The sequence below is a fragment of the Tateyamaria sp. 7Alg 36 genome, from assembly GCF_059882455.1.
This window is the reverse complement of record NZ_CM187613.1, coordinates 2,928,384-2,951,989: the sequence shown is the minus strand read 5'-3', so window position 1 is coordinate 2,951,989 and position 23,606 is coordinate 2,928,384. Positions and strand designations below refer to the sequence as shown.

The 23,606-nt window shown below is 60.4% G+C and carries 24 protein-coding genes and 1 tRNA gene; 9 read left to right on the top strand and 16 right to left on the bottom strand.

The genetic code is table 11. The annotated features are described in order from the left end of the window. Positions 1 to 362: 362 nt before the first annotated feature. Positions 363 to 881 (bottom strand): hypothetical protein, encoded by a 519-nt coding sequence (locus AC6GQJ_RS14395; protein ID WP_500769436.1) that lies wholly within the window; start codon positions 879 to 881, stop codon positions 363 to 365. 104 nt (positions 882 to 985) lie between these two features. After that, positions 986 to 1,939: an SDR family oxidoreductase gene (locus tag AC6GQJ_RS14390; protein ID WP_500769434.1), complete on the bottom strand. Its 954-nt coding sequence runs from the start codon at positions 1,937 to 1,939 to the stop codon at positions 986 to 988. A gap of 126 nt (positions 1,940 to 2,065) precedes the next feature. On the opposite strand from AC6GQJ_RS14390, the gene AC6GQJ_RS14385 reads away from it, so the two are divergent. Continuing rightward, positions 2,066 to 2,662, top strand: a complete 597-nt coding sequence (locus AC6GQJ_RS14385) for a TetR/AcrR family transcriptional regulator (protein WP_500769432.1) — start codon at positions 2,066 to 2,068, stop codon at positions 2,660 to 2,662. 86 nt (positions 2,663 to 2,748) lie between these two features. Here AC6GQJ_RS14385 and AC6GQJ_RS14380 read toward each other — a convergent pair whose 3' ends face one another. Both AC6GQJ_RS14380 and AC6GQJ_RS14375 read right to left on the bottom strand, forming a co-directional pair. Further along, positions 2,749 to 3,003, bottom strand: coding sequence for a hypothetical protein (locus tag AC6GQJ_RS14380; RefSeq protein ID WP_500769430.1), 255 nt, complete (start codon positions 3,001 to 3,003; stop codon positions 2,749 to 2,751). Between the two features lie 361 nt (positions 3,004 to 3,364). Then, complete coding sequence (locus AC6GQJ_RS14375; RefSeq protein WP_500769428.1) at positions 3,365 to 4,270, bottom strand: LysR family transcriptional regulator; 906 nt, start codon at positions 4,268 to 4,270, stop codon at positions 3,365 to 3,367. 109 nt (positions 4,271 to 4,379) lie between these two features. Here AC6GQJ_RS14375 and AC6GQJ_RS14370 point away from each other — a divergent pair, with 109 nt between their 5' ends. The 3 genes from AC6GQJ_RS14370 (at position 4,380) to AC6GQJ_RS14360 (ending at position 7,562) form a co-directional block, all read left to right on the top strand. Further along, positions 4,380 to 5,348 carry an LLM class oxidoreductase gene (locus tag AC6GQJ_RS14370; protein ID WP_500769426.1) on the top strand — a complete coding sequence of 323 codons (969 nt, stop codon included), beginning with the start codon at positions 4,380 to 4,382 and terminating at the stop codon, positions 5,346 to 5,348. Positions 5,349 to 5,357: 9 nt separating this feature from the next. Beyond that, a complete protein-coding gene (locus AC6GQJ_RS14365; RefSeq protein WP_500769424.1) occupies positions 5,358 to 6,152 on the top strand; it encodes an SDR family NAD(P)-dependent oxidoreductase in 795 nt (264 codons plus the stop codon). 423 nt (positions 6,153 to 6,575) lie between these two features. Next, positions 6,576 to 7,562: a zinc-dependent alcohol dehydrogenase family protein gene (locus AC6GQJ_RS14360; protein WP_500769422.1), complete on the top strand. Its 987-nt coding sequence runs from the start codon at positions 6,576 to 6,578 to the stop codon at positions 7,560 to 7,562. A 174-nt stretch (positions 7,563 to 7,736) separates the two neighbouring features. Here the strand turns inward: AC6GQJ_RS14360 and AC6GQJ_RS14355 are convergent, their stop codons facing one another. The 3 genes from AC6GQJ_RS14355 to AC6GQJ_RS14345 form a co-directional block, all read right to left on the bottom strand. Next, positions 7,737 to 8,561, bottom strand: a complete 825-nt coding sequence (locus tag AC6GQJ_RS14355; protein ID WP_500769420.1) for an aldo/keto reductase — start codon at positions 8,559 to 8,561, stop codon at positions 7,737 to 7,739. Next, entirely contained in the window at positions 8,558 to 9,529 is a 972-nt protein-coding gene (locus AC6GQJ_RS14350; RefSeq protein ID WP_500769418.1) for a TIGR03571 family LLM class oxidoreductase, read from the bottom strand. The genes AC6GQJ_RS14355 and AC6GQJ_RS14350 overlap by 4 nt, the downstream gene beginning before the upstream one ends. A 63-nt stretch (positions 9,530 to 9,592) precedes the next feature. Next, positions 9,593 to 10,774, bottom strand: coding sequence for an MFS transporter (locus tag AC6GQJ_RS14345; protein ID WP_500769416.1), 1,182 nt, complete (start codon positions 10,772 to 10,774; stop codon positions 9,593 to 9,595). An 84-nt stretch (positions 10,775 to 10,858) separates the two neighbouring features. On the opposite strand from AC6GQJ_RS14345, the gene AC6GQJ_RS14340 reads away from it, so the two are divergent. After that, a complete protein-coding gene (locus AC6GQJ_RS14340; protein ID WP_500769414.1) occupies positions 10,859 to 11,755 on the top strand; it encodes a LysR family transcriptional regulator in 897 nt (298 codons plus the stop codon). A gap of 866 nt (positions 11,756 to 12,621) precedes the next feature. Here AC6GQJ_RS14340 and AC6GQJ_RS14335 read toward each other — a convergent pair. Next, on the bottom strand, positions 12,622 to 12,807 hold the full coding sequence (locus AC6GQJ_RS14335; protein WP_500769412.1) for a hypothetical protein: 186 nt from the start codon (positions 12,805 to 12,807) through the stop codon (positions 12,622 to 12,624). Next, the gene (locus tag AC6GQJ_RS14330; protein WP_500769410.1) at positions 12,804 to 13,208 is read right to left on the bottom strand and encodes a helix-turn-helix domain-containing protein; all 405 of its coding nucleotides are present in this window, start codon (positions 13,206 to 13,208) and stop codon (positions 12,804 to 12,806) included. The genes AC6GQJ_RS14335 and AC6GQJ_RS14330 overlap by 4 nt, the downstream gene beginning before the upstream one ends. Positions 13,209 to 13,942: 734 nt before the next feature. On the opposite strand from AC6GQJ_RS14330, the gene AC6GQJ_RS14325 reads away from it, so the two are divergent. Then, positions 13,943 to 15,007, top strand: coding sequence for a tyrosine-type recombinase/integrase (locus AC6GQJ_RS14325; RefSeq protein ID WP_500769408.1), 1,065 nt, complete (start codon positions 13,943 to 13,945; stop codon positions 15,005 to 15,007). A 90-nt stretch (positions 15,008 to 15,097) separates the two neighbouring features. On the opposite strand, the gene AC6GQJ_RS14320 is transcribed toward AC6GQJ_RS14325, so the two are convergent. The 6 genes from AC6GQJ_RS14320 to AC6GQJ_RS14295 form a co-directional block, all read right to left on the bottom strand. Then, positions 15,098 to 15,172: transfer RNA gene (locus tag AC6GQJ_RS14320), tRNA-Phe, on the bottom strand. A 106-nt stretch (positions 15,173 to 15,278) separates the two neighbouring features. Next, complete coding sequence (locus AC6GQJ_RS14315) at positions 15,279 to 15,449, bottom strand: DNA gyrase inhibitor YacG (protein ID WP_500769406.1); 171 nt, start codon at positions 15,447 to 15,449, stop codon at positions 15,279 to 15,281. After that, entirely contained in the window at positions 15,446 to 16,468 is a 1,023-nt protein-coding gene (locus AC6GQJ_RS14310; protein ID WP_500769404.1) for a ribonuclease E/G, read from the bottom strand. The genes AC6GQJ_RS14315 and AC6GQJ_RS14310 overlap by 4 nt, the downstream gene beginning before the upstream one ends. Continuing rightward, positions 16,465 to 17,037, bottom strand: a complete 573-nt coding sequence (locus AC6GQJ_RS14305; RefSeq protein WP_500769402.1) for a Maf family protein — start codon at positions 17,035 to 17,037, stop codon at positions 16,465 to 16,467. The genes AC6GQJ_RS14310 and AC6GQJ_RS14305 overlap by 4 nt, the downstream gene beginning before the upstream one ends. A gap of 30 nt (positions 17,038 to 17,067) precedes the next feature. Beyond that, positions 17,068 to 17,286 carry a translation initiation factor IF-1 gene (gene infA / locus AC6GQJ_RS14300; protein WP_005978431.1) on the bottom strand — a complete coding sequence of 73 codons (219 nt, stop codon included), beginning with the start codon at positions 17,284 to 17,286 and terminating at the stop codon, positions 17,068 to 17,070. An 81-nt stretch (positions 17,287 to 17,367) separates the two neighbouring features. Next, complete coding sequence (locus AC6GQJ_RS14295) at positions 17,368 to 18,258, bottom strand: carbon-nitrogen hydrolase family protein (RefSeq protein WP_500769399.1); 891 nt, start codon at positions 18,256 to 18,258, stop codon at positions 17,368 to 17,370. 143 nt (positions 18,259 to 18,401) lie between these two features. Here AC6GQJ_RS14295 and AC6GQJ_RS14290 point away from each other — a divergent pair, with 143 nt between their 5' ends. Both AC6GQJ_RS14290 and AC6GQJ_RS14285 read left to right on the top strand, forming a co-directional pair. After that, a complete protein-coding gene (locus tag AC6GQJ_RS14290) occupies positions 18,402 to 19,391 on the top strand; it encodes a LysR family transcriptional regulator (RefSeq protein WP_500769397.1) in 990 nt (329 codons plus the stop codon). 30 nt (positions 19,392 to 19,421) lie between these two features. Continuing rightward, positions 19,422 to 20,129, top strand: a complete 708-nt coding sequence (locus AC6GQJ_RS14285; RefSeq protein ID WP_500769395.1) for an NAD-dependent deacylase — start codon at positions 19,422 to 19,424, stop codon at positions 20,127 to 20,129. On the opposite strand, the gene rimO is transcribed toward AC6GQJ_RS14285, so the two are convergent. After that, positions 20,126 to 21,529: a 30S ribosomal protein S12 methylthiotransferase RimO gene (gene rimO, locus AC6GQJ_RS14280; protein WP_500769393.1), complete on the bottom strand. Its 1,404-nt coding sequence runs from the start codon at positions 21,527 to 21,529 to the stop codon at positions 20,126 to 20,128. The genes AC6GQJ_RS14285 and rimO overlap by 4 nt on opposite strands. A gap of 101 nt (positions 21,530 to 21,630) precedes the next feature. On the opposite strand from rimO, the gene AC6GQJ_RS14275 reads away from it, so the two are divergent. Further along, on the top strand, positions 21,631 to 23,586 hold the full coding sequence (locus tag AC6GQJ_RS14275) for an AsmA family protein (RefSeq protein ID WP_500769391.1): 1,956 nt from the start codon (positions 21,631 to 21,633) through the stop codon (positions 23,584 to 23,586). Positions 23,587 to 23,606: the final 20 nt, after the last annotated feature.

Here is a 23,606-nt window from a genome sequence, read left to right as displayed (position 1 = left end):
TTCCGCCATGGACGATACGTGCGGATCATGCACCAAAGACCCACCGCAAGGCAGTCTGGATAAGTTCCTCGGTAGCAGAATAAAACCTCAAGCAACGGGCGACATATCCTTGCCCCCCCTGCCAGAATAACAATCTTTGATCTGCTTCCTCGGCCTCAAGATCTCCTGCGTAGACATGCGCTCAATACACAGCCCCCATGGTTATCTTTTCCTGATCTATTGGGCAGGGTTGGCGAGGAAGACGATAAAAAACCATGGCAGGTATTCTAGAATTTGGATTCAATGCAAATTGGACCCCACGATACAATCTTGCTCAAAGGGCGGAGAGCAGCCATTCGCTGCACCTGCAACGGACGTCCGCTTCACATTGATGGCGGTAGACCTTTTTTGACCAGCGCGAGCTGCTCTCTATAGTCTTCTAGCCGCGCGTTGGCATTTGTGTCGATCACCAGAATGACCGCCATCATTGCAATAGTCGTGACCAGGCTCGCCCGCCAGATCGGAGCCCCGAAGAACGGTATTGCCAGCGCGCAGGCGGCGATGATCAGCGGGATCACTCTGAACACCGCGATCCGGTATTCGTTCAACACCCTGTCGGCACGCGCGATCTCGTCTGCGACGAAACCGGCGGCATCCGTGGCGTAGGCCGCAGGGAAACTCTTCAGCCGGGTTTGGCTGGGGATGAACAGGCCGACCCCGATGATCAGGATCAGCGTGCCGGCCACCAGCATGGGAACGACATAGGCTCGTGCCACGTCGGTCCTGCCCATCTGCCAGAAGCCCAGGCTTGCCAGAAGGAAGGACAAGCCGAAGAGAACGAAGGAGGCGGAGGAGAGCATTTCGGCTTTCGTCCAGTCGGTAGCTGTTTTCAGGATGTCCATGTTTTCGGCCCTCATCAGTTTCACTGCCCGGGATTGGAGGAGCGGCGCGACGGGTCGACCGACCCAAACCCGGTCTATTCAGTCATGGCAAGATTGCGAGGCTCTTACAGTCTCCAGCTGAACCCGGTGTCCTTCTCGGATCGCTCCCACAGCCTGACCATCACCGACTTGTCGTGAGCGTGCGCATTCAGCGTGCCACGGCCGACGGGACCGACGAACTCCCTGGTGCCTGTAGGGCCGTAGAGCGCGCGCTCTTCGGTCAGCACCTGTTCTGTCGCGCACATGACCTCCGGATAGGCTCCCTGTTCAGCGGTCTGGACCATCGGCGTCTTGGTCATCAGCCACCAGATAATTCGCATCGTCCGGCTGCCACTCGTCGAGATCAGCGAGGTCGCCGATGATCCGGGGTGGCAAACGAAGACCTTCACCCCCGTCCGCCCAGCCGCGGCCAGCCGGTCCTGAAGCTCGTAGGCAAACATCATCTGCGCTAGCTTGCTCTGGGAATAGGCGGTGTTCGCCCCGTAGCCTTGTTCCCAGTTCATGTCGTCGAAGCGGATGGTCTTCAGCCCCATGTTGTAGCCGAGACTGGCGACGACAACGATCCGACCATGCGACTGCTCGATCCGGTCGAACAGAATGCCGCACAGTGTGAAGTGACCGTAATGGTTGGTGCCGAGCTGACTCTCGAAGCCGTCGCGCGTCAACTTGCGGTTCGGCACCTGGGCGATGGCGGCGTTGCAGATCAGCGCGTCGATGCGCGGGGTAGTTTTCAGCACCTCTTCGGCCGCCATGCGGACGGATGCCTGCTCCGCGAGGTCCATGCGGATGAAGCGCACGGGTGCATTGGCGCCGAACTCCTGTTTCAGTTCTTCCACGGCGGCGGCGGATTTCTCGGCGCTGCGGTTCAGCATCACCACCTCGGCGCCCTTGCCCAAGAAGATGCGGGCCGTCTGGAAGCCCGCGCCGGCGTTGGCCCCGGTGATGACATAGGTTTTGCCGGTAAGATTGCCGAGGCGCTCGGGCGTCCAGCCTCTCTGTCCGAAAGTAAGGTCAGCCATGGTCTTCTCCAGTGATCGGGGCGCCGTCGGCGCTTGTGTTTGTAAACTGTCGTGTTTACCTAATGGAGAGCAGCGCATGTGTAAACCCTGATGTTTACATTTATCGCAGAGCGGGAGGCAGCAACGATGAAACTGACTGAGAAGAAACGAAAAGATATTCTGGAGGCGGCGATCCAGGAGTTTCGGGAGCAGGGCTTTCCTGCCGCGCGGGTGAACCGGATCGCGGAGCTGGCCGAGGTGTCGAAGCGCACGCTCTACAAGCATTTCGAGAGCAAGGAGCTGCTCTTCGGTGCGATCACCGACATCCTGCTTGAGGAAATCGCGGCCGTGCCGAAGCTACACTTCCGGCCCGACTGGCCGCTACGCGAGCAACTGATCGGGGCAGTGCGGGACTACGTCGGGCATCTTACCGGCGAGCAATACATGGGCCTGAACCGGCTGGTCATGTCGGAGCTCCTGCGCGATCAGGAGCTGGCGCAGACCTTTTTTGCCAAGGCCGCGATGCAGGACGGTCCAATCTCGGGGCTGATCGGGGAAGGAATGCTGGCGGGCGCGCTGCGCGAGGCCGAGCCCGGCTTCGCCGCGGGCCAACTGCTGTCAATGGTGAAGCACTTTCTGGTCTGGCCGCAGTTCCTGATGGGGGCGAAAACCGAGGTCGACCCGGATGCCGTCATCGGCAATTGCGTTGACATGTTCCTGGCCCACTACAGCCCGAACGACTAATGGCGCTCGTGATTGATGCCATGAGGCAGAGCGACGTCATGGTCTGACGTCGCTCTGCCGTGCGGAGATAGCTTTGCGAACAGACGTCAGCCCGCGATGACGATCGCGATCTGGCCCATGCGGACCTTCTCAAGAAACACCTCCCGCGCGGTGCGCAACTCGTGGAGCTGGTAGGCTTCGGCCAGCACGGACCGGATCCTGCCCCGCTCGATGTAGCCCACCAGATCGGTAAAAACGCTCGAGCCCTGCCGGGTGCTCCCGATCAGTGTTAGGTTCTTGGGATAGAGCGTGCTCAGGTTCAGTTCAACGATCGGGCCGGCGCTGACCCCGGGCTTACGCAACGGCCACGCACCGCCAGCGCGTCGAGCAACGCGGACCGCCGACGAAGTCGAGCACGACGTCGAAAATGTCCTGCGGCAGAGCCGTCTTCGAGCTCGTCGTGCCAGTCTTCATCCGTGATCTCGAGGATGTCGCCCTTAGGACTTGGACCTGTCAGGCTGTCGTCCTGGCCAGCCACTTCCTAGTGCAGTGGGGCCTCGATGCGGGACGCCTTGTGCGTCCTATTGGGTCCGCACTCGAGGGCGGTCAGGATTTCTACGCCCTCCTGCCCCGTCAGAGCGCATCCGAGGTGTCAATTCGGGTGATGAATCGGCTAAAAGTATGGCGCATGAGGAAATCCGGGAGGAATGATGCCTGGCATCCTCATTCGCTCCATTCCGAACGATTACCCAATTTTGCGATCAGGAAATCCATAAACACGCGGGTTTTCGGGGTCAGCACATTCGTGCGGGGATAGATCAGCCATAGCACCGATCGGTCGTTCATCTTCCACTCTGGCAGGACACGGACAAGGCGGCCCTTTGCGATTTCGCCGGCCACGTTCCAGAGGGAGTTCATCGACAGACCGGCCCCCGCCAGCGTCGCCTCGCGCTGCGCGTCGCCGTCGTCGAGGATCGCCCGGCAGGTCATGCTTGTCGGATTCAGCAGAGCCGTCTCGCCCTGCGTGTTCACAAGTTCACGCGGCTCCAGATTGCCCCAAGCGATGAGTTCGTGAGCGGACAGGTCCGTTGGTGTCTGCGGCACGCCGCTCCTGTTGAGGTAGGCCGGCGCGGCACAAAGGATGCGGGTGTCATCGGCAAGTTTGCGGCCCTTCAAGCTGCTGTCAGCAAGCGGCCCGCTACGCAGGGCTAGGTCGAAACTGCCCTCGATCGCGTCGAAGCGCGTGTCGGACAGGCGCAGGTCGAGGGTGAGGTCGGGATGGGCCTCGTGGAACTCCGGCAGGAGCGGCATGATGTGAAGCTGTGCGAAGCTGCTCGGCGCGGCGAAGCGCAGCGTGCCTTGGGGGCCGCCACCTGACCCGCCAAGCGCTGCGCGGGCCGCATCCGCCTGGGCGAGTATCTCCCGTGCGTAGGGCAGAAAATCCGCCCCATCGAGCGAAAGGGAGACCTTACGCGTGGTGCGCCGCAGCAATTCGACCCCGAGCTCCTGCTCGAGCTTAGCGAGCCTCGCGCTAGCCACTGCGGGCGCAAGTCCCAGCTCGCGCCCCGCGGCCGAGATGTTCAGCCGGTCGGCTGCCATGACGAAAAGGCGAAGATTGTCGGTATCCACGGCGATTATATCCCGAATCCGAAAGATCAAATCCGATATGGCCGGATTTATTGTGGCTTAGCAAGGTATAGGTTTGATCCATCAGCCGAGCCTGATGAGGAGAAAAACTGTGAAAAATACTCTGCAACACACTGGCTTCGCCCCGCTGAACCGAGCTTACAACGCGACCTTCCGGCCTGGGCAAATGAGTATCGGTCTCGTCGCTCCGCTGGAGACGCAGGGCAATGATCCTGTGCCCGCCATGACCCGCCACATCGAGCGGGCACGGCTGGCCGACGCCTTAGGATTCTCGGCGCTCTGGTTACGGGACGTGCCGTTCAATGTGCCCTCCTTCGGGGATGCGGGGCAGATCTACGACCCTTTCGTCTACCTCGGTGCACTGGCAAGCACGACGCGCGACATCGCCTTGGGGGTGGCGAGCATCGTGCTGCCCCTACGCCACCCGGCGCATGTGGCAAAAGCGGCGGCTTCAGCGGATGTGCTTTCTGGTGGAAGGCTACTGCTCGGCGTGGCCTCGGGCGACCGGCCGGACGAATACCCCGCCCTGGGCATGAGCTTCGAGGATCGCGGCGACAGGTTCCGCGACAGTATGAACTACATTCGGGCAATGGCCGAGAGCTACCCCTTTACTGAAACCACGCAGGGCGCGCTCTCCGGGGGGATCGATATGTTGCCCAAACCTTCGGCCGAGCGACTACCCCTGCTGATCACCGGCGGCAGCCAGCAAGAGCCTGACTGGGTGGCGCGGAATGGCGACGGATGGATGACCTACCCGCGCGATTCGATCGCGCAGCGCCGAGTGGTCGGCGCTTATCGCAAACGAATTGCCGAGGCGGGGCTATCAGACAAGCCGGTGATGCAATCGCTCTATATCGACCTCGTCGCACAGAAGGATGCGGCAGCTGGCCCCATCCACCTCGGCTTCCGCTCTGGCACCAACTACCTTCAACGCTACCTTGAGGAGATCCGCAGCCTTGGCATCAACCACGTTGCCCTTAACCTGCGGTTCAATGGGGCTGATATCGAAGACACGATGAAGCGGCTGGCGGACGATATTCTGCCACATTTTCATCAGTAAGGAGACGACATGCTCAAGACGATCCTGATCACCGGAGCCACAGACGGCATCGGCCTTCTGACCGCGAAAACGCTTGCAGGTGAGGGCCACAATGTGCTGCTTCATGGCCGGAGCGAGGAGAAACTGGAAGCCGCCGCGGCAGAGGTCGGCACTAATCCGGAGACCTACCGTGCCGATCTGTCGGACCTATCTGAGGTGACCGCCTTCGCGGAGCAGGTCCGCGCGCGGCATAAGCGGCTGGACGTGCTCATTAACAACGCAGGGGTGCTGAAGGCCCCGAAGACCCGGACGGATACCGGTCTGGACCTGCGCTTCGTCGTCAACACACTGGCCCCGTGGGTGCTGACCCGAGAGCTCTTGCCGATCCTGCCCGTGGAAGGCCGGGTCGTGAACCTCTCCTCTGCCGCGCAGGCGGCTGTTGACCTGGCAGCCTTGCGCGGCGAACGAAGCCTCGGCGACATGGACGCCTATGCCCAAAGCAAGCTGGCGATTACGCTTTGGACGCAGGAAATGGCCCGCGCACATCCAAAGGGCCCGGTTTTCGTTTCAGTCAATCCAGGCTCGCTGCTGGCGTCGAAGATGGTCAAGGAGGGCTTTGGCATCGCAGGCAACGACCTATCGATCGGTTCGGATATCCTGATCCGCGCGGCCCTGTCGAAGGAATTCGCCGACGCATCGGGCCGCTACTTCGACAATGACGCCGGCCGCTTCGCTCCACCTAACGCGGCGGCAGGCGACCCAGCACACGTGGCAAAGGTGATGGCCAGCATCCGCGCGCTTACCGAGGGCTCGGCTCGGACCTAAAGATAGGATTGGGAAGTCACGGCAGATCAGAATATCGCAGCTTTTCGCTCGAAGAAGATCTCCGCGATGTTCTCTTCGACCCTTCGGTTCGTCACGATATTTTAATAGATTTGATGCTGTTCGTTGCGTGTCGGCGTTATTGCTCCTCCCATTCATACATGGCGCGATGCCGTCCTGACCGCGGTGGAAAGCGGCTCACTGAGGCGCAAGCGCCGACATTCTTTTTCTGTCAGTGACGGTGCTGCGAGGCCTTAACCGTCTCACAGTGAGACGGTTTGAAACCGGGCATCACGAGCTTAGTCAGTCCGCAGCAATGGGCTCAATTATATCCAATTTATAAAAACTGAACTCCGCCTACCCTCGGTTATATTGAAAAGGTATAACCCATATCTCTCTCTCAACGCAAAACCCAGGAGAGACCAAATGAAAGCCATGACTCTGAACGCCTACGGACCCGAGGCGTCCTTCACAGAAGTAGACCAGCCGCGTCCTGAAGTTGGCCCCGGACAAGTGCTCGTCCGCGTCAAGGCGACGAGCGTCAATACCGTTGACACGATGATCAAGGACATGGGCTCCGACTTGCCCCTGTCGCCCGAGTTGCCCGCCGTGCTGGGCATGGATTTCGCAGGCGTCGTCGAGGAGATCGGTGCGGGCGTGACCGGCTATGTCGTTGGCGACGAGGTTTATGGTTGCGCCGGCGGCTTGGCCGACCTTCAGGGGGCACTGGCCGAGTTCATTCCCGCTGACGCACGGCTTATCGCGCACAAGCCCGTTTCGCTGTCCATGCGCGAGGCTGCCGCCCTGCCGCTGGTGAGCATTACCGCCTGGGAAGGGCTGGAACGTGCCGGCGTCTCCTCTGGGCAGAAGGTGCTGGTTCAGGGTGGTGCTGGGGGTGTCGGTCATATCGCTGTGCAGCTGGCCCTTCACCTTGGCGCAGAGGTTTCCTCGACAGGCTCTGGCGCCGAACAGATGTCGGTGATCAAGGGCTACGGTGCCCGACCCATCGACTTCAAGTCCGAGGAGATTGACGCTTATGTTGGCAGCCATACCGGTGGTGTTGGCTTTGACGCGGTATTCGACACGGTCGGCGGGGCGAACCTGGCGAACTCCTTTGCAGCCGCGGCGCTAAACGCTCACGTCGTTACGACGGTCGCTCTTTCGGAGATCGACCTCGCCCCTGCCCATTTCAAAGGCCTGTCTCTTCACATCGTTTTCATGCTGCTCCCAATGCTGCACGACGTCCGGCGCGAGGTCCATGGGCAGATCCTCGCAGACCTCGCCAAGCTGGTGGACGACGGAGTCGTAAAGCCGCTGTTGGACGGACCGAACTTCGCGCTATCACAGGTCGGCGATGCTTATGCCAGACTGCAGGGCGGGCACGCGCTGGGCAAAGTGGTCGTAGAAGTCTGACACGCAAATAGAGGTCGGGCGACATAACGCCCGACCCATTGTTACGCTATCTTGAACATCAACTACGTCGGCAGATCCGACATTCGCTGCGACCGGAATAATCGACGGCTTTGGGCCGAAGGCTGAAGTCGACGGGTATAGGTCCTGCAGTGTCTTTGCGGGACCAGTGAATGATCAATCCCAAGCTGGGGCAAGTGTCTCTGGGCTTACCAACCGCCCCTCGGCTGTGCCCAGGGCATCAATTCGGGCGATCTCCTCTGCGCTCAGCTTGATTTCCGTTGCACGGAGATTGTCGGCCAGTCGGTTCTTGTTACCGGTCCGAGGCAGCGCAATGGTCATTGGGCGCGTCAGAATCCAGGCCAGGGCAATCTGGGCCGGACTTACATGATGCGCGGCGGCGATATCGAGCAACGTGGTGTTCTCCATGACCTTACCTTGCGCCAGCGGCGAGTAGGCCTCAACCGGAATGCCCTTGCTGGCGAGGTGAGCGATCATCCGTGATTGGTCAATCAGCGGATGCAACTCGATCTGGTTGGCGGCCAATGGCGTGGTCAATGCAGCCTGTGCTTGATCGACCATATCCATGGTGAAATTCGACACGCCCCCATGACGAACTTTGCCCGCAGCAATCAGATCGTTCAACGCGCCAATGGTGTCAGTAATCGGCACATCTTTTGAAGGCCAGTGCAGGAGCAGCAGGTCGACATAGTCCGTCCCCAGTCGTTTCAAAGACGCGTCGGCAGCCGCGATGAAGGCTTCTGGCGAGAAGTGCTCGGGCAGGATTTTGGTGGTAAGGAACACCTCATCGCGGCGGACATCGGCGCGGCGCAAACCTTCGCCAACTTGCTCTTCGTTTTCATAGGCCTGCGCCGTATCAATATGGCGGAACCCTTCGGAAAGGGCCGCGGCCACCATGTCGGCAACGGTATCTTGCTCAAGTTGAAATGTGCCGAAACCCATGGATGGAATTTGGGCAGGGCCGATCAGGGTGATACTCATTGTTCTGTCTCCATTGTGTTTTCTTGTGCAAACTCAGGCATGACGTGCTTGGCCAGCTCGGCGAGAACGTCTTCGATTTCGCGCTGTGATTGGCGCAGGTTAAAGGCGATGTGGGCGACACCTGCAGCGTGCAGCGATTGAACATGTGTGATGAGCGCATTGCGACCGATACGGCTCCCGAACTGGATTGGCCGAGAAGGCGCATCGGGATCAGGGTCAAGGTCCAAGTGCATGGCGGTCAAGACCGGCGCAGGGGGAAGGCCAGCATCGGTGCGTGCCTGCCGCCACATCGACAGACGGCGTTCGGCCTGCTCAGGAGGGCCGGGATAGGTGAACCAGCCGTCCAATGTGCGGGCGATCCATTGCAGGCTTTGCTGGCCCATCCCGGCCATGACCATCGGGATACCTTCTGGCACATAGGGGCGCACGGTGACGGGGCCTTGTGGTCCTTGCAGCGCATCACCTGACCAGAGGGTGCGCATCTGGTCGACGCGATCGCGCAGGGTGGCTCCGCGGGCCTCATAATCCAGGCCCATCAGCGGGTATTCCACCGGACGATCCCCGGACGCGATGCCGAGGATAAACCGCCCTTCAGACAGATGGTGCAGGCTGGCCGTCATCTTGGACAGCAGGATCGGATCCCGCAGCGGCAGGACGATACCCGCAGTGCCAAGTGCAATGCGCCGCGTGCGGCCTGCCAGAAAGCCGAGATAGGGGAACGGATCGAAGACCTGTCCCGCATCCCCGAAGCTCGGATCGTGAACCGGCACGTCCCGCAGCCAGACCGCATCAAAGCCAAGGCTCTCGGCCAGCCCCACGCCCTTGGCGGGGTTTGAGGTGTCTGGCACACCAAAGGGGCGCCCCTCGATTCTGGCGCGGCGTTGCCCGGCTTCAGACCAGTCGCGGTCCAGTGGCAATTCAATGCCAAACGTCATGCGGTCTTTGTAAATCAGATTCAGGGCAGACATGATACGAACCTCCTGTTCATTGGTCTGCCCCGCCGCACGTTAGATACGGCGAGGCAAATGAGGTTATTCAGCAGCAACAGCTTGGGGTGCTGTTGCGTTCAAGCGACCAGACAGGCGCACCAGAACGATCCCGACACCCACCACACCAGCGGCGATGTAAGGAGCAGCGGCAAGGCCGATGCCTTCCACCACAAGTCCACCAGCCCATGCGCCGCCGGCAATGCCGAGGTTGAACGCACCGATGTTTAGGCCGGACGCCACATCCACCGCGCCGGGCGAGACTTCTCGTGCGATTTGCACGACGTAAGACTGCAGCGGCGGCACGTTGGCGAAGGCAAAACCACCCCAGAAGGCTGCAACCGCGATGGCTGCAATCGGGCTGGTGAGGAGCGCTCCAAGTGCGATCAGTGATATCGCAAGGCCAGCAAAGATCACCGTCAGGGACGGCACTGCACCAATACGGTCAGCCAGTTTACCGCCGGCGATGTTCCCTACGGCGACAGATGCACCATAGAGCAGCAGCACGAGGCTAACCGCGCCGGCAGACAGACCCGTGACTTCGTTCAGCATCGGCGCAAGGAAGGTGAAGGCGATGAAGTTGCCGCCATAGCCGACGGCTGTGATCAGATAGACCAGCAGAAGGCGCGGCGAAGTCAGCACCTGCAATTGCGCCTTGATCCCTGCCGAGGCCGTCTTGGTCAGATTGGCCGGCACCAAGATGGCAGACGCGATAAAGCCGATCACACCAAGTGCTACAACGCCAAGGAAGGTCGACTGCCAGCCAAAGTTTTGACCGATGAACGTTCCCAAAGGCACACCCGTCACCAGCGCGACAGTCAAGCCAAGGAACACCAGCGCAATTGCCGAGCTTTCCTTTTCGGGTTCCACAAGATCCGTGGCGATGGTCGAGGCGATGGCAAAGAACACACCGTGCGCCAAACCAGTGATGAAACGCGCAGCGACAAGGCTGCCGTAATCCGGCGCAAAGGCTGCATAAGCATTGCCTAGCGTGAACAGCGCCAGCAAGAGCAGCAACAGCGTCTTACGCGGCACGCGATCCGCCATGGCCGTCAGCACTGGCGCGCCGATAGTCACGCCAAGGGCGTAAAGGCTGACCAACAGGCCAGCGGAGGGGATAGAAACGCCAAGATCGGCGGCAATGGTGGGAAGCAAGCCGACGATAACGAACTCGGTCGTTCCGACGGCGAAAGCGCTGATGGTCAGCGCCCAAAGGGCAAGTGGCATCGGTTTTCTCCAACAAATTTGATGTCGACGCCGTATATGCCTGTCGTTATCTATTGCGAGAACAGACAAGTTTGGAATGGATCATTGCAGAAATTGCACGAATTGCTGCGCATGGGGGATTTGGCTGCCTTTGTCGGGATCGTCGATGATGGGGGCTTTGCTGAATCTGCACGGCGCAGAGGGGTGTCTGCCTCTACGCTCAGCCGATCGATTGCGCGGCTGGAAGAGCAATTGAAGGTCACACTGTTGCGCCGCACAACGCGATCCATCGAAATCACCCCCGAAGGTGCTGCCGTTCTGGCCGAGGCACGCGAGATTCTGGACCGCAGTGAAACCCTGCAGGAAATCGCTACCAGCGGACAGGCCCCCGCCGGACCACTGCGTGTAAACGCACCAGTTCCTTACGTCCTGCATGTCCTCGCCCCGCGTCTGGCCGAGTTTCACGCGCAATACCCCGACATTCAGTTGTCGATCGACATGACAGATTCACTGGTGGACCTGATCGGGAGCCACGCGGATGTTGCCATTCGGCTGGGACAGCTGCCTGATAGCGACATGTTGCACCGCCCCTTGGGGCGAACGGCGTGGAAATTGGTGGCTGCGCCGGACTATCTCGATCGCAACGGCTGGCCAAAGACACCGACAGACCTTGCACAATTGGAACAGGTGCGCTTCGCGGCACCCGACCATATCAACACATTGCGTTTTATAGGTCTGGCCGAGCCGGTAACGGTGCCCACTGCCCTGACTGCGGGCAACGGAGAGGCCGTTCGCCAGTTGGTGTTAGGCGGTTTAGGCATCGCCCGCTTCTCCGATTTCATGATCGCAGATGACCTGCGCGCGGGCCGCCTGACTGAGATGTTCCCTGGCCAGATTGAAGCGGACCCGCTGGATATCTCCGCGCTCTACCTTACCCGCGTGTCGGGGTTGCGACGGTTGAGTGTCTTTCTGGATTGGCTACGGAACATTAGCGAAAGCTGAGTTATTCACACGCGCTTGCAGTATGCATAACGATGACGAGCAAAGCCTGGCCGCAGAAAGTTATTCTCCGTCAGTCTTACATCGGCATATTTTTAGATGCCCGCTTCTCGGAGGCTACACTGTGGCGGCGCGGCGCCATGCGAACGGCTGTTTTGGGCTGGAAGTGGCGATCTATCCACAGGCTACTTCGTGGCAATGTTTGGAACGGCATACGGCTAGGTGGAGTTCCGCGGATTCTCTCAACGACCCGCGAGCGCCGCGCTGGCGAACTCTTCCTGCCTCGGCTGCGCTCCTCGGGCTCTACTCAATCACCAAGCTGAGTTCTGAACATCCACCCGCTGAACGGGACCGTTCACGCTGACGCTCCCAAGTTCGGCATATGATAGACCTCAATAAACAGCCCCTCCAGAGCGCGTCTTCGTTTCTTACCGTAATACGCCTCAGACACGTTACACGATGCTTCAACGAGCTCCATTTTGGCCCAACCGAGCCTAGATGAATGCGTCATGGCGTGATGGCGCTCATCATTTTGAACCGTTTTTCGATCTTTCAGCACTAGTGACGACTTCTGTTTACCTTACGCCTTATTTTATTGGCATTTTGGTTGGCGGCTTGATTCGGATAGGTTGACGCCTGGGTTAAAAGTGACCTGAAAGGTTTACATCTAAGTTGGCACAAGTTTCCCATTTGGTTGGCATATTCTCACCCATGTAAACTCCCTTTTGTGACCCAAGCGGTGAGAACTCCCCATCACCAAAAAGGGGCGCCGGCAGCGCCACCTTATTAGTCTTCCTTACATAAAACCGCGTTGAACCCGCTGCGCTCATTGATCCGTAGATCAAGTGCAGCATCTCTTCCACCGAGCCTCAATCGCTGGCCTCACGGGAAACATCACAATCGGAAAAGAGACAGCGCAGGGCTTGGACGCGAGCGAGCGTCGGCGCCGGATCCGCGTCATGAGTGATCAGCCGCAAAAAGCCCACCCAAGCGCGCTCGTTCTCGGTCAGGTCTTCAAGCTTAGGGCGCATGATCGAACTTGGGGCGTCGGTCATTTACCAAAGATCCCGCGGATCGCAGCCCTTGCACGCGCTGTCAGCGTTGGATCCGTTTCTCCCGAAGCTTCACGTATCGCCTTTAGCCAATCGACTTCGTTGCGACTGACGATGGTGCCGAACACCTCTTCGACTACGGGACGCGTCGTCTCGTGCCCAGACTGAAGCATCGCCATCCGGAACAGCCGCGCCGGGTCAGTATCCAACGCACGAGCCAAATCAGTAACGCGGTCAAGCGCCAGCTTCGTCGTGCCAGCCTTGATCATGGACAGCATATTTGGGTTGATGAAACCCGCTTCAGAAGCGATCTCGGCTTGGCTTTTACGGGGTTTGAGCTCGGCAATCCGGTGGGTGATGAATTGCGACAGATCGCTGCCGCCATAGGGTTTTGTTCTCGCCATTTTTCATTTCGCTTCATTTAATCACGCAGCATCATTGCTACTTGATTTACTTATAGAAGACGCGCTTTTGGGATTGCTTCGGGAGTTACAGACCGTATTTCATGCGGACATCTTACCGCAGCATCTGCGGTCCTCCCTCGACTTTGAATATGTCCAGAAGATTACGCGGCCTCGCGATCATTGAGGCCATTCAGGCGTCCGAAGAAGTAACCGCGGCACGATGGATTACGTCATCGCCCAGGTAGGGCCTGCTCTACCCGCCGAGACAAGCAAGCTGGTCATTCGGCGCCCTGATCAACTTTCTCTAGAGTGGCGGACTGTTGTGTCAATAATCGGCAATTAAACGGGTAATCGTCTGCATCCCACTCTGCCCCTCACTATAAAGTCGGCAACAACAACTCTTTGCCGGTCAAACAAATGCTCGATGATCTAGAACTCAATGAATCAGTTCTACGCAAACCTGCACAAGTAGGCCTGGAAGACATGAGGGCAGGCCTCAAAACGCGATCTCGCTCACGTAAGCACGAGTTTTGCCCAGCACCTGACCGGCGTGGATTGAGCCGCGCTGAAGCGGCCGAATACATCGGGCTTGGGACCACAAAATTTGATGCTCTAGTAAATGATGGACGGATGCCCAAGCCCAAGCGCATAGACGGGCGCAAAGTCTGGGACCGCCTAGCGGTTGATCGTGCATTTGATGAACTGGATGCACCCGAGCAGGATGATGCTAATCCATGGGATTGCTGATGGTGAAAATGCGTCTGAAATACGTTGTGGAAGATACCGACCGTCACGGGAATATCCGCCTCTATTACCGCCGCCCCGGTGCGCCCAAAATTCGGCTGCGGGGCCCCATCGGCTCCCCCGAATTTCTGATCGACTACAAGCACGCCACTAAATCCGAGCAACCGAAAGCCCAGATCGGAGAAGCTGGCCGATTGATCCACGGTTCTATCCGAGCGCTTTGCGTTGAATACTATAAATCTGCTATGTTTCGCGAACTAGACCCACGGACACAGAAAGTCCGCCGTGCCATCCTCGAACGTTTTTGCCTGCACAAAAATGATGGCGACAAACCTTACCGCATGTTGCAACCAAAGCATGTTCGTGCTCGCAGGGACGAAATGATGGACAGGCCGGCAGCTGCCAACGGTCTAGTGAAAGCTCTGCGCCAGCTTTTCAAATTCGCTGTGCGCTACGATCTGCATGACTCCAATCCAGCTGTCGGGATCGAGTATCTTTCAGGTAGCGCAGATGGGTTCCATTCGTGGACATTGGATGAAATCGAGCAATTTGAGAACACCCATTCTGTCGGCACATCTGCACGCCTGGCCTTAGCGCTTGCCCTCTATACTGGGCAGCGTCGCGCAGATCTCGTGGTGCTGGGCAAGAAACACGTCCGCAACGGGTGGTTGACATTCACCCAACACAAGGGCCGGAACCGTAAGCCGGTGCGGATGGAAATCCCTATAATCCCCGAGTTGCAACAGATTATTGACGCCACACCAACTGGCGATTTGACCTTCCTTGTCAATAAGTTCAACCGACCCTTCACGTCCAATGGATTTGGCAACCGCTTCCGCAAGTGGTGCGACGAAGCCGGATTGAAAGAGTGTTCGGTTCACGGCCTACGCAAGGCTGCCGCCGCGCGCCTGGCGGAGTTGGGATGCACAGAACAGGAGATCATGGCGATCACCGGCCACCGGACCAGTAAGGAAGTGACGCGCTACACCAGAGCGGCAAGTCAAAAGACCCGCGCCGAAAGCGCCCTTCGCCGCCTGTCAGGAGAACAAAGCTAAGACAAAAGTGTCCCACCATTTTCCGTCATGTCGGCCAGTGGGACAAAAACGGAGTCTAAGCGTCTGATTTTCTTTTGGTATTTTTTATAGTGGTGCCCGGGGGCGGAATCGAACCACCGACACGAGGATTTTCAATCCACTGCTCTACCCCTGAGCTACCCGGGCACGGGATGAAGGCGACGCCTTCTTGGGTGGAGGCGTGATATGACGAAGACAGAACGCTGTCCATAGAAAAACGGACAAAAAACGCGCCTAGTTTCACTTCCTGCGTTTAGTGTGTCGTAGGACCGTCATCTTCAGGGATATCTTGGTCTTCTTCACGTTCGGCGGGGATGGCGTAGCTGCCTGTCATCCAGCGCGACAGGTCGATATCGGCGCAGCGGCGCGAGCAGAAGGGCTTGTAGGCCTTGACGGTCTCTTGCTGGCAGATCGGGCAGGTCACGCAAGCACATCCGACAGTGGCAAACGCGCGCGTTTGCGTTGCAGTTCGAAATGGCCCAGCGGGGTCCAGCCGGCCATTACTGTATCGACGTCATCGGCGCGGAATGCCGCACGCAGGGCGGATTCGAAGGTACGGCGCTCTTTCTTGGGCATCGGGGCCAGATCGACGGTAATCTGCCCGCCAAGGCCGCGCACGCGCAGCGCGGCAGGCAACGCCCGCGCACAGGCCAGATTCGCCTTAAGGCCCGAAGCAAAGGAACTGTCCGCGCCAGTGTTCACATCCACCGCGACCAATGCACGGGTCGATTCCACAAACATCGACGCACCATTGCCAAGCGGCACGCGGGGGCCTTGCGCTTCGTCAATGGCGTCAAGCGCGCCGTGACTTTCAAAACAGCCCGCGTCGGTGACCACGTCAGCCTCGGCCGTCCAGTCGCGCCATGCCAGAACATGTGGACCATCGCCAAGGGCAAGAGTTTCGACCGCAGTGTCGGTATCCCCGACCACCTGTTCGGCCAGTTCGCGCATCGCGGCGATGTCGTCGGCAACATCTTCGGGATCGGCGCCAGCGGCGGCAGAGCGGAGGATCAGGCCCATCTCGCTGCCCTCCATCCCGTCATGGGCAAGGGCGAGCAGTTCATCCCGCACATCGTCATCGCGGATGCTGCGCGACAGGTTCAGACCCGGCGCGTCGGGGGTCACGATGGCATAACGGCTTTTGAACAGCAGCTTGTGGGTCACGGGAATGGCTTTGCCCGCCTCGGCATAGCCGGTGACCTGCACTTGCAGCACCTCGCCCGCACCGATGCCTTTTACCCCACGAAGATAGGCCTGACCGTCGGGCGTCTTGAGGAAGATGCCCCCCTGCCCTGCAACAGGGCGGTCCGTCACGGCGCGATAGACCGTGCCGGGGCGCGGTGCGTCACCTTCGATCAAAAGATCGCTTAGCCGACCATCCACCATCAAAGCCGCCGCTTCGCGCCCCTCGATATGGTCCAGCAGAATCTGACTGCCCTTCATGCCCAAACCCTCATGCCTGCGGCCTGCAACAGGCCCGCTGTTTCGGCCAATGGCAGGCCAACTATTCCGGTGAAAGACCCCGATATCCACGGGATCAACGCGCCCGCGGGGCCTTGGATGCCATAGCCACCCGCCTTGCCGCGCCAATCCTGCGTGGCGAGATAGGCGGTGATTTCCTGATCGGACAGGGCCTTCATGCGCACGGCGCTAACCACGTCCTTTTGCCACATGCGCGCGCCTTTGCGCACCGCGACAGCCGTGATGACGCGGTGACGGCGACCCGAAAGCGCCTTCAGGAAACTGCGTGCCTCGTCCTCGTCCGCAGGTTTGCCCAAGATCCGGCGCCCAAGGGCGACCGTAGTGTCGGCACAAAGGACAACATCGTCGTCCCCCGCCGTCACAGCCGCCACTTTCTCACGCGCGATACGCACGCAGTAGGGGCGCGGCAGTTCACGCGGCGCGGGGTCTTCGTCAATGTCGGGGGGGCGCACAGCGTCCGGCACGACGCCCAACTGCGCCAGCAGTTCAAGGCGTCTCGGGCTGCCAGAGCCGAGAATAAATCCGGTCATGTCAGTGCTCGCGTGCGCAAAGCACTGCGATCACTTGAAGCGATAGTTGATCCGGCCCTTGGTCAGGTCATAGGGGGTCATTTCGACCTGCACCTTGTCACCTGCCAGAACACGAATACGGTTCTTGCGCATTTTACCTGCCGTATGTGCGATGATCTCATGGCCATTCTCTAGCTCGACCCGAAACGTCGCATTCGGCAGGAGTTCCTTTACGACACCGGGAAATTCGAGCGTATCTTCCTTGGCCATGGTCTCTCCTTGCTTAGACAGTCCGCGCAGATGCGGACGCGCCACTAAATGCGCCCGTTGCACCCATAATTCAAGGGGTAATCAAGCCATTTGCGTGACTGTGGCGGGATCGGCACGTCCCGTCTGGTGATCCCAATGCGCCCGATTGAGGACAACACCGTCAGCGCGCACGTTCCGGATCGTTTCAAGGTCCACATCGCCATAGACCCAACCGGCCTCGTTCAGCGCCCCAAGGGCGATGATTCCCGTGTCGGGAAACCCGGTATCGGGTGGGCCGAAAATGCCCCCTGCGCCGGTCGAAGTGTCCACCGCAGGCGACCATTCGGCAAGGCCCACCACCGACGACATCACCGTCACGCACTGGTTTTCCAGCGCGCGCGCCTGCGCCCCGATGCGGACGCGGGAATAACCTGCCAATGCCTCGGTCACGGACGGGATCAGGATAATATCCGCCTCAGCCAATGCGCGGCCCAACAGGGGGAATTCACTGTCATAACAGATAAGTACGCCGATCTTGCCCAAGGCGGTGTCAAAGATGGTCAGCGGCCCACCCGGCACGACATCCCATTCTTCGGCCTCGAAACGGGTCATGATCTGCTTGTCCTGCACGGCGCGATTGCCCGCAGGCGTAAAGAACCGCGCGCGGTTCACAGGGCGCGTGACGCCATCAGGCAGGGCATCGGTGGCAGGCGCTGATGCCGCCAGTACATAAACGCCGAACTGCTGCGCCAGACGGGCATGCAGCGCGTCCGCATCCGCCAGCCGGTCGGCCACGGCAAACAACGACGCTTCAAGGTCGCCCGCCACATCCAAGCCCGCCAATGTCGCCAGTTCCATCGCGCCATATTCGGGGAACACAAGCAGGTCAGCGCCCTGCCCCGCCGCCTCGGCCACCCAAGACGTGAGTTTGGTTTCATAGGCCGCCCAGTCGGGCAGAACATCCAGCGGGTAAGAGGCGGTCGCGATTTTCATGGTCCCATGATGCCGCCACTGCAAGGAGGTGACAAGGGGGCACTATCATTGGAAAACTGGAATATGATGCGCCAAATCCGACTTTTTCATTGACGCAATGGCGCGTCAGTTTCATCAAACGTAAAACTACAGCGGAACCCGATATGCTTAGCAAAGGCGTCACATTGCGCGGCCTCGAAGTGTTCGAGGCGCTCGCCTCGACAGGGTCGGTGGCGCAGGCCGCTGCCGCCACGGGCCTCAGCCAGCCTGCGGTCAGCCAGCAATTGCGCAATCTTGAAACCGCGCTGGCCACCGATCTGATCGACCACGGCAAGCGGCCCATGCGGCTGACCCCTGCAGGGCGCAGTTTCCTTGCGCGGGCCGAGGCGGCGCTGTCACAACTGCGCCTTGCCCAGTCCGAACTGACGCTGATGGACCTTGCGCACCTGTCGGCGCTGTCCATTGGCGTGATTGACGATTTTGAAAACGACCTGACACCCCGCCTTGTGACCATCCTTGCCGAGAGCCTGACGCGCTGCAAATTCACCTTTGCCACCGCGCCCAGCCACGAAATTCTGCGCGCCATCTCGGAAAAAAGGCTGCATATCGCGATTTCGGCCAGTGACGGTGCGATGCGCGACGGGGTGCTCGAATACCCGCTGGCGCGTGATCCGTTCATGCTGATCGCGCCCAAGGGTCTGGGTGTGCAAGACAATCTGTTGGCCAGTCTCAGCACACTGCCCTTCCTGCGCTATGAACGGGATCAACTGATTTCGCGCCAGATCGAGGCGCATCTGGCGCGGCAAAAGCTGGACCTGCCGGACCGGTTCGAGATCGGCAGCCATCTGGCCCTGATGGCAATGGTGGCGCGGGGAATCGGCTGGACGGTCACCACCCCGCTGGGATTCATGCGGGCCGCGCGATTCCACGATCAGGTTGATGCCTTCGCCCTGCCCTTCACCCCGTTTTCGCGCACGATCTCGCTGTATGCGAGTGCGGATTGGGCGGGCAATGTGCCCACTGATGTGGCCCAGACCATGCGCAGGTTGATGCAGACCCACATGATCGAACCGGCCTTGGCCAAGCTGCCTTTCCTGACGGGGGAAATGCGCCTGCTCGACACCACCAGCCAGCCGATCCCGCCCCACGCCTGAACCCCCCTTTACCGCGAAAGGAAAACTGCCATGCCTTCCCCTTCGATCGTTATCCTCACCGGCGCGGGTATCTCGGCCGAAAGCGGGCTGGGCACCTTCCGCGACGAAGGCGGGCTTTGGGCGAAACACCGGATCGAGGATGTCGCCACCCCCGAAGGGTTCGCACGCGACCCGGCGCTGGTTGTCGGATTCTACAACACACGCCGCGAACAGGCTCATAACGCCACGCCAAACGCGGCCCATGTGGCCCTTGCGCGGCTACAGGCGGCGTATGGGGGCCGCGTTACCCTTGTGACGCAAAACGTCGATGCCCTGCACGAAAAGGCGGGTAGCACCGATGTTGTGCACATGCACGGCGCGCTTGATTCGGCCCTGTGCGCGCAGTGCGGCCACCGCTGGGACGCGCCGCTGGTCATGCAGGTGAACGAGGAATGTCCGGCCTGCGCCAACCCCACGGCGCGGCCCGATATCGTCTGGTTCGGCGAGATGCCCTATCACATGGACCTGATCGAAGAGGCACTGTCGCAGGCCGACATCTTTGCCGCCATTGGCACGTCCGGCAACGTCTATCCCGCCGCAGGCTTCGTGCAATTGGCCCGCCATGTGGGCGCGCACACGGTCGAGATGAACCTCGACCCGTCCGAAACCGTGAACCTGTTTGCAGAAACCAGACCGGGCAAGGCGTCGGTCACTGTGCCGGAATGGGTCGACAGCCTGCTGGCCGCCGACAACGCCTAACGCTTCAGCTTGCCCCAAAGGTCGTATTCGCCAGCCTCGTCCACCTCGACCGTGACGATATCGCCCGCTTTGAGGTCTTCGAACCCTTCGTCGATGAACAGGTTGCCATCGATTTCCGGCGCATCGGCCTTGGTGCGGCAGGTGGCGGCGTCTTCGTCCACCTCGTCCACGATGACCTGCATGGTCTGGCCGACCTTCGCCCCCAACTTGGCCTCGGAGATCGCCTGCGCCTTTTCCATGAAACGGTCCCAGCGGTCCTGCTTGACCTCGGCGGGTACGTGATCGGGCAGTGCATTTGACCGCGCCCCTTCGACGTTTTCGTACTGAAAGCACCCGACGCGATCCAGTTGCGCCTCGTCCAGCCAGTCCAGCAGCGTCTGGAATTCGGCCTCAGTCTCGCCTGGATAGCCGACGATGAAGGTCGAGCGTAGCGTCAGGTCGGGGCAGATGTCGCGCCATGCCGCGATCTCGTCCAACGTCTTGGCCGCCGCCGCAGGGCGCGCCATGCGTTTGAGCACATCGGGATGCGCATGTTGGAACGGAATGTCGAGGTATGGCAGCACAAGACCGTCCGCCATCAGCGGGATCAAGTTGCGCACATGCGGATAGGGATAGACGTAGTGCAACCGCACCCACGCGCCAAGCGATCCCAGATCACGTGCCAGATCGGTGATATGGGCACGGTGGCCGCGATCTTCGGCATGTTTGATATCGACGCCATAGGCCGACGTATCCTGCGAAATCACCAGCAGTTCGCGCACACCCGCCTCGACCAGCTTTTCCGCCTCGCGCACGACGGCGTGGGCGGGGCGCGACTGCAAGCGCCCGCGCATGTCGGGAATGATGCAGAACTTGCACTTGTGATTGCAGCCCTCGGAAATCTTGAGATAGCTGAAATGGCGCGGCGTCAGGCTGACCCCACGGGCAGGCAGCAGGTCGATGAACGGGTCCGGCGACGGCGGCACGGCTTTGTGGACGGCATCCAGCACCTGTTCGTACTGGTGCGGGCCGGTCACGGCCATGACCTTGGGATGTGCGCCGGTGATAAACTCCGGCTCCGCCCCCAGACAGCCCGTCACAATCACACGCCCGTTTTCGGCCAGCGCCTCGCCAATCGCGTCCAGACTTTCGGCCTTGGCACTGTCAAGAAAGCCACAAGTGTTCACGATCACCGCATCGGCACCGCTGTAATCGGGCGAAATTCCGTACCCTTCGGCGCGCAGGCGCGTGAGGATGCGTTCGCTGTCCACCAGCGCCTTGGGACAGCCCAGCGACACCATGCCGATGGTGGGCTGCCCGTCACGGCGATTGGGATCGCGCACGGCCTGTGGCGCGGCGTCATCATCAAACCGTGCCTTCGGGGCAAGGTCGGGGCGGAGATCAGGAGGGTTTGTGCTCATACACCGCCTCTTATGTGAACTCGGGGCGCGGGAAAAGGGTTGGGATGCAGGCAAAGGGTGCATAGAGTGCCCCTAAACGTTGTCAAAGCGGAGCAGCCCCCATGAAATGGATCACACGTCTTGTCGGTTTCTTTGTGGTGCTGGTTCTTGTGACGGGGGTTTCAATCTTCTTTCTGCCTGCCGACCGGATCGCGAAACTGGCCGCGAACCAGATGCGCGTGGTGACGGGACGTGACGTGACGATCACGGGCGATGTGTCGATGACGCTGTTTCCCGTGCTGGGGGTCAATGTCGGCGGGCTAGAGGTTGGCAATGCCGAATGGTCCGAACAGGGGCCAATGCTGACGGCGGAAAACGCGGCCATCGGCGTGGACCTGATGGCCTACATCCGCAACCGCGAAATCCGCATCACCAATATCGAGGCGACGCGCCCGACGATCCGGCTGGAAAGCCGCAAGGACGGGCGGGCAAGCTGGGTCTTTACCGATGCCAGCGGCACCGCCCAGATCGAGACGGAGGTCGCCCCCGCCGCCCGCACCCCGCAAGCGATCTCGATCCAGCGTTTGTCGGTGACCGACGCCACCCTGATCTATGATGCCGAAGGCGCGGACCTTGTGTCCTATACCGGCGTCGATCTGACGCTGGACTGGCCCGAACGGCTGGGCGCAGCCGACATCACCGCCAGCCTCAGCCCCGCAGGCAGCGACGTGAATGTGGACGCGCGCATCGGTGCATTCGCGGGCTTCATCACCGGACAGGTACAGCCCGTGACCCTGTCGGTCAGCGCAGGCGGCGGCATCTTGTCGCTGAACGGGCGCGCCAGCACAGGTGGCGACGTGGCCGGGCGACTGTCCGTGGATATGCCCAGCACAGACGCCTTTATGGCCGCCCTTGCCCTGCCCCGCCCTGGCCTGCCTGCCGGATTGGGCAAGGCCGCCAAACTGCAATCGGACCTGACACTAACATCCGACCGCCGCCTGTCCTTGCGCGATCTGTCGGCGGATCTGGGCGGCAACGCCCTGACGGGGGCCGCTGACATCACCCTGAACGGCAAACCCGTCATCAACGCACAACTGAACGCAGGCGCGCTGGACCTCAGCGGCCTGAGTAGTGGCGAAGGCAGCGGCGCCGCATCGACCCCCGCCCCCGCAGGCAGCGGCTGGCCCAAGGACCGCATCGACGCCAGCGGCCTTGCCGCTTTTGACGGTGAAATTGCCCTGACGGCCAGTTCCATCGACCTCGGCCAGTTCAAGCTGGGCAAGACACGCACCCTGCTGCGCAACGACAATAGCCGCATGGTTTATGAACTGCGCGAGGTCAGCGCCTATGGCGGCACTGTCACGGGCGAATTCGTGGCCAACAACCGGTCCGGCCTGTCGGTTGGGGGCAAGATGATCGCCAGCGGCATCGACATGCAGGCGGTGCTGACGGACGCCGCGGGGCTGGACCGTCTGACAGGCGATGCCAATGCCGAATTGAACTTCCTCGGGGTCGGGCAATCGGTCGATGCAATCATGAAATCGCTGTCGGGTTCGGGCGCGATCAAATTCGGTCAGGGCACGATCATCGGCATTGATCTCGACCGGCTGATGCGCTCGGGCCAGACGGGCGGTGGCACCACTGTCTTTGACAGCCTCGGCGCGACGTGGACGATGGACAGCGGCGTCATGCGCAACCAAGACCTGCTGTTGCAACTGGCCAATTACGAGGCACGCGGGGCGGGCCAAGTCGGCCTTGGCGCGCAGACGATCGACTACACCTTCACCCCCGTGGCGTTGCGCGCGAATTCCGGCAACGGCATTGCGATCCCTGTACGCATCTATGGCCCGTGGTCCAATATCAGCATCCGCCCCGACCTTGAGGCGGCAATTGACTTGAACCTCGGCGAAAAGATCGAAGAGGAAAAGGCCCGCATCAAGGAACAGGCACGCAGCGCCGCACGTCAGAAACTGGCCGAGGAACTGAATGTGACCGACACGGGTCAGGATCTGGAAGACGCCGCGAAGGAAAAGCTGAAAGACGAAGTGCGCAAGGGCCTGTTCAAACTGTTCGACTAAGCCCCGCGCCTATATCGCGA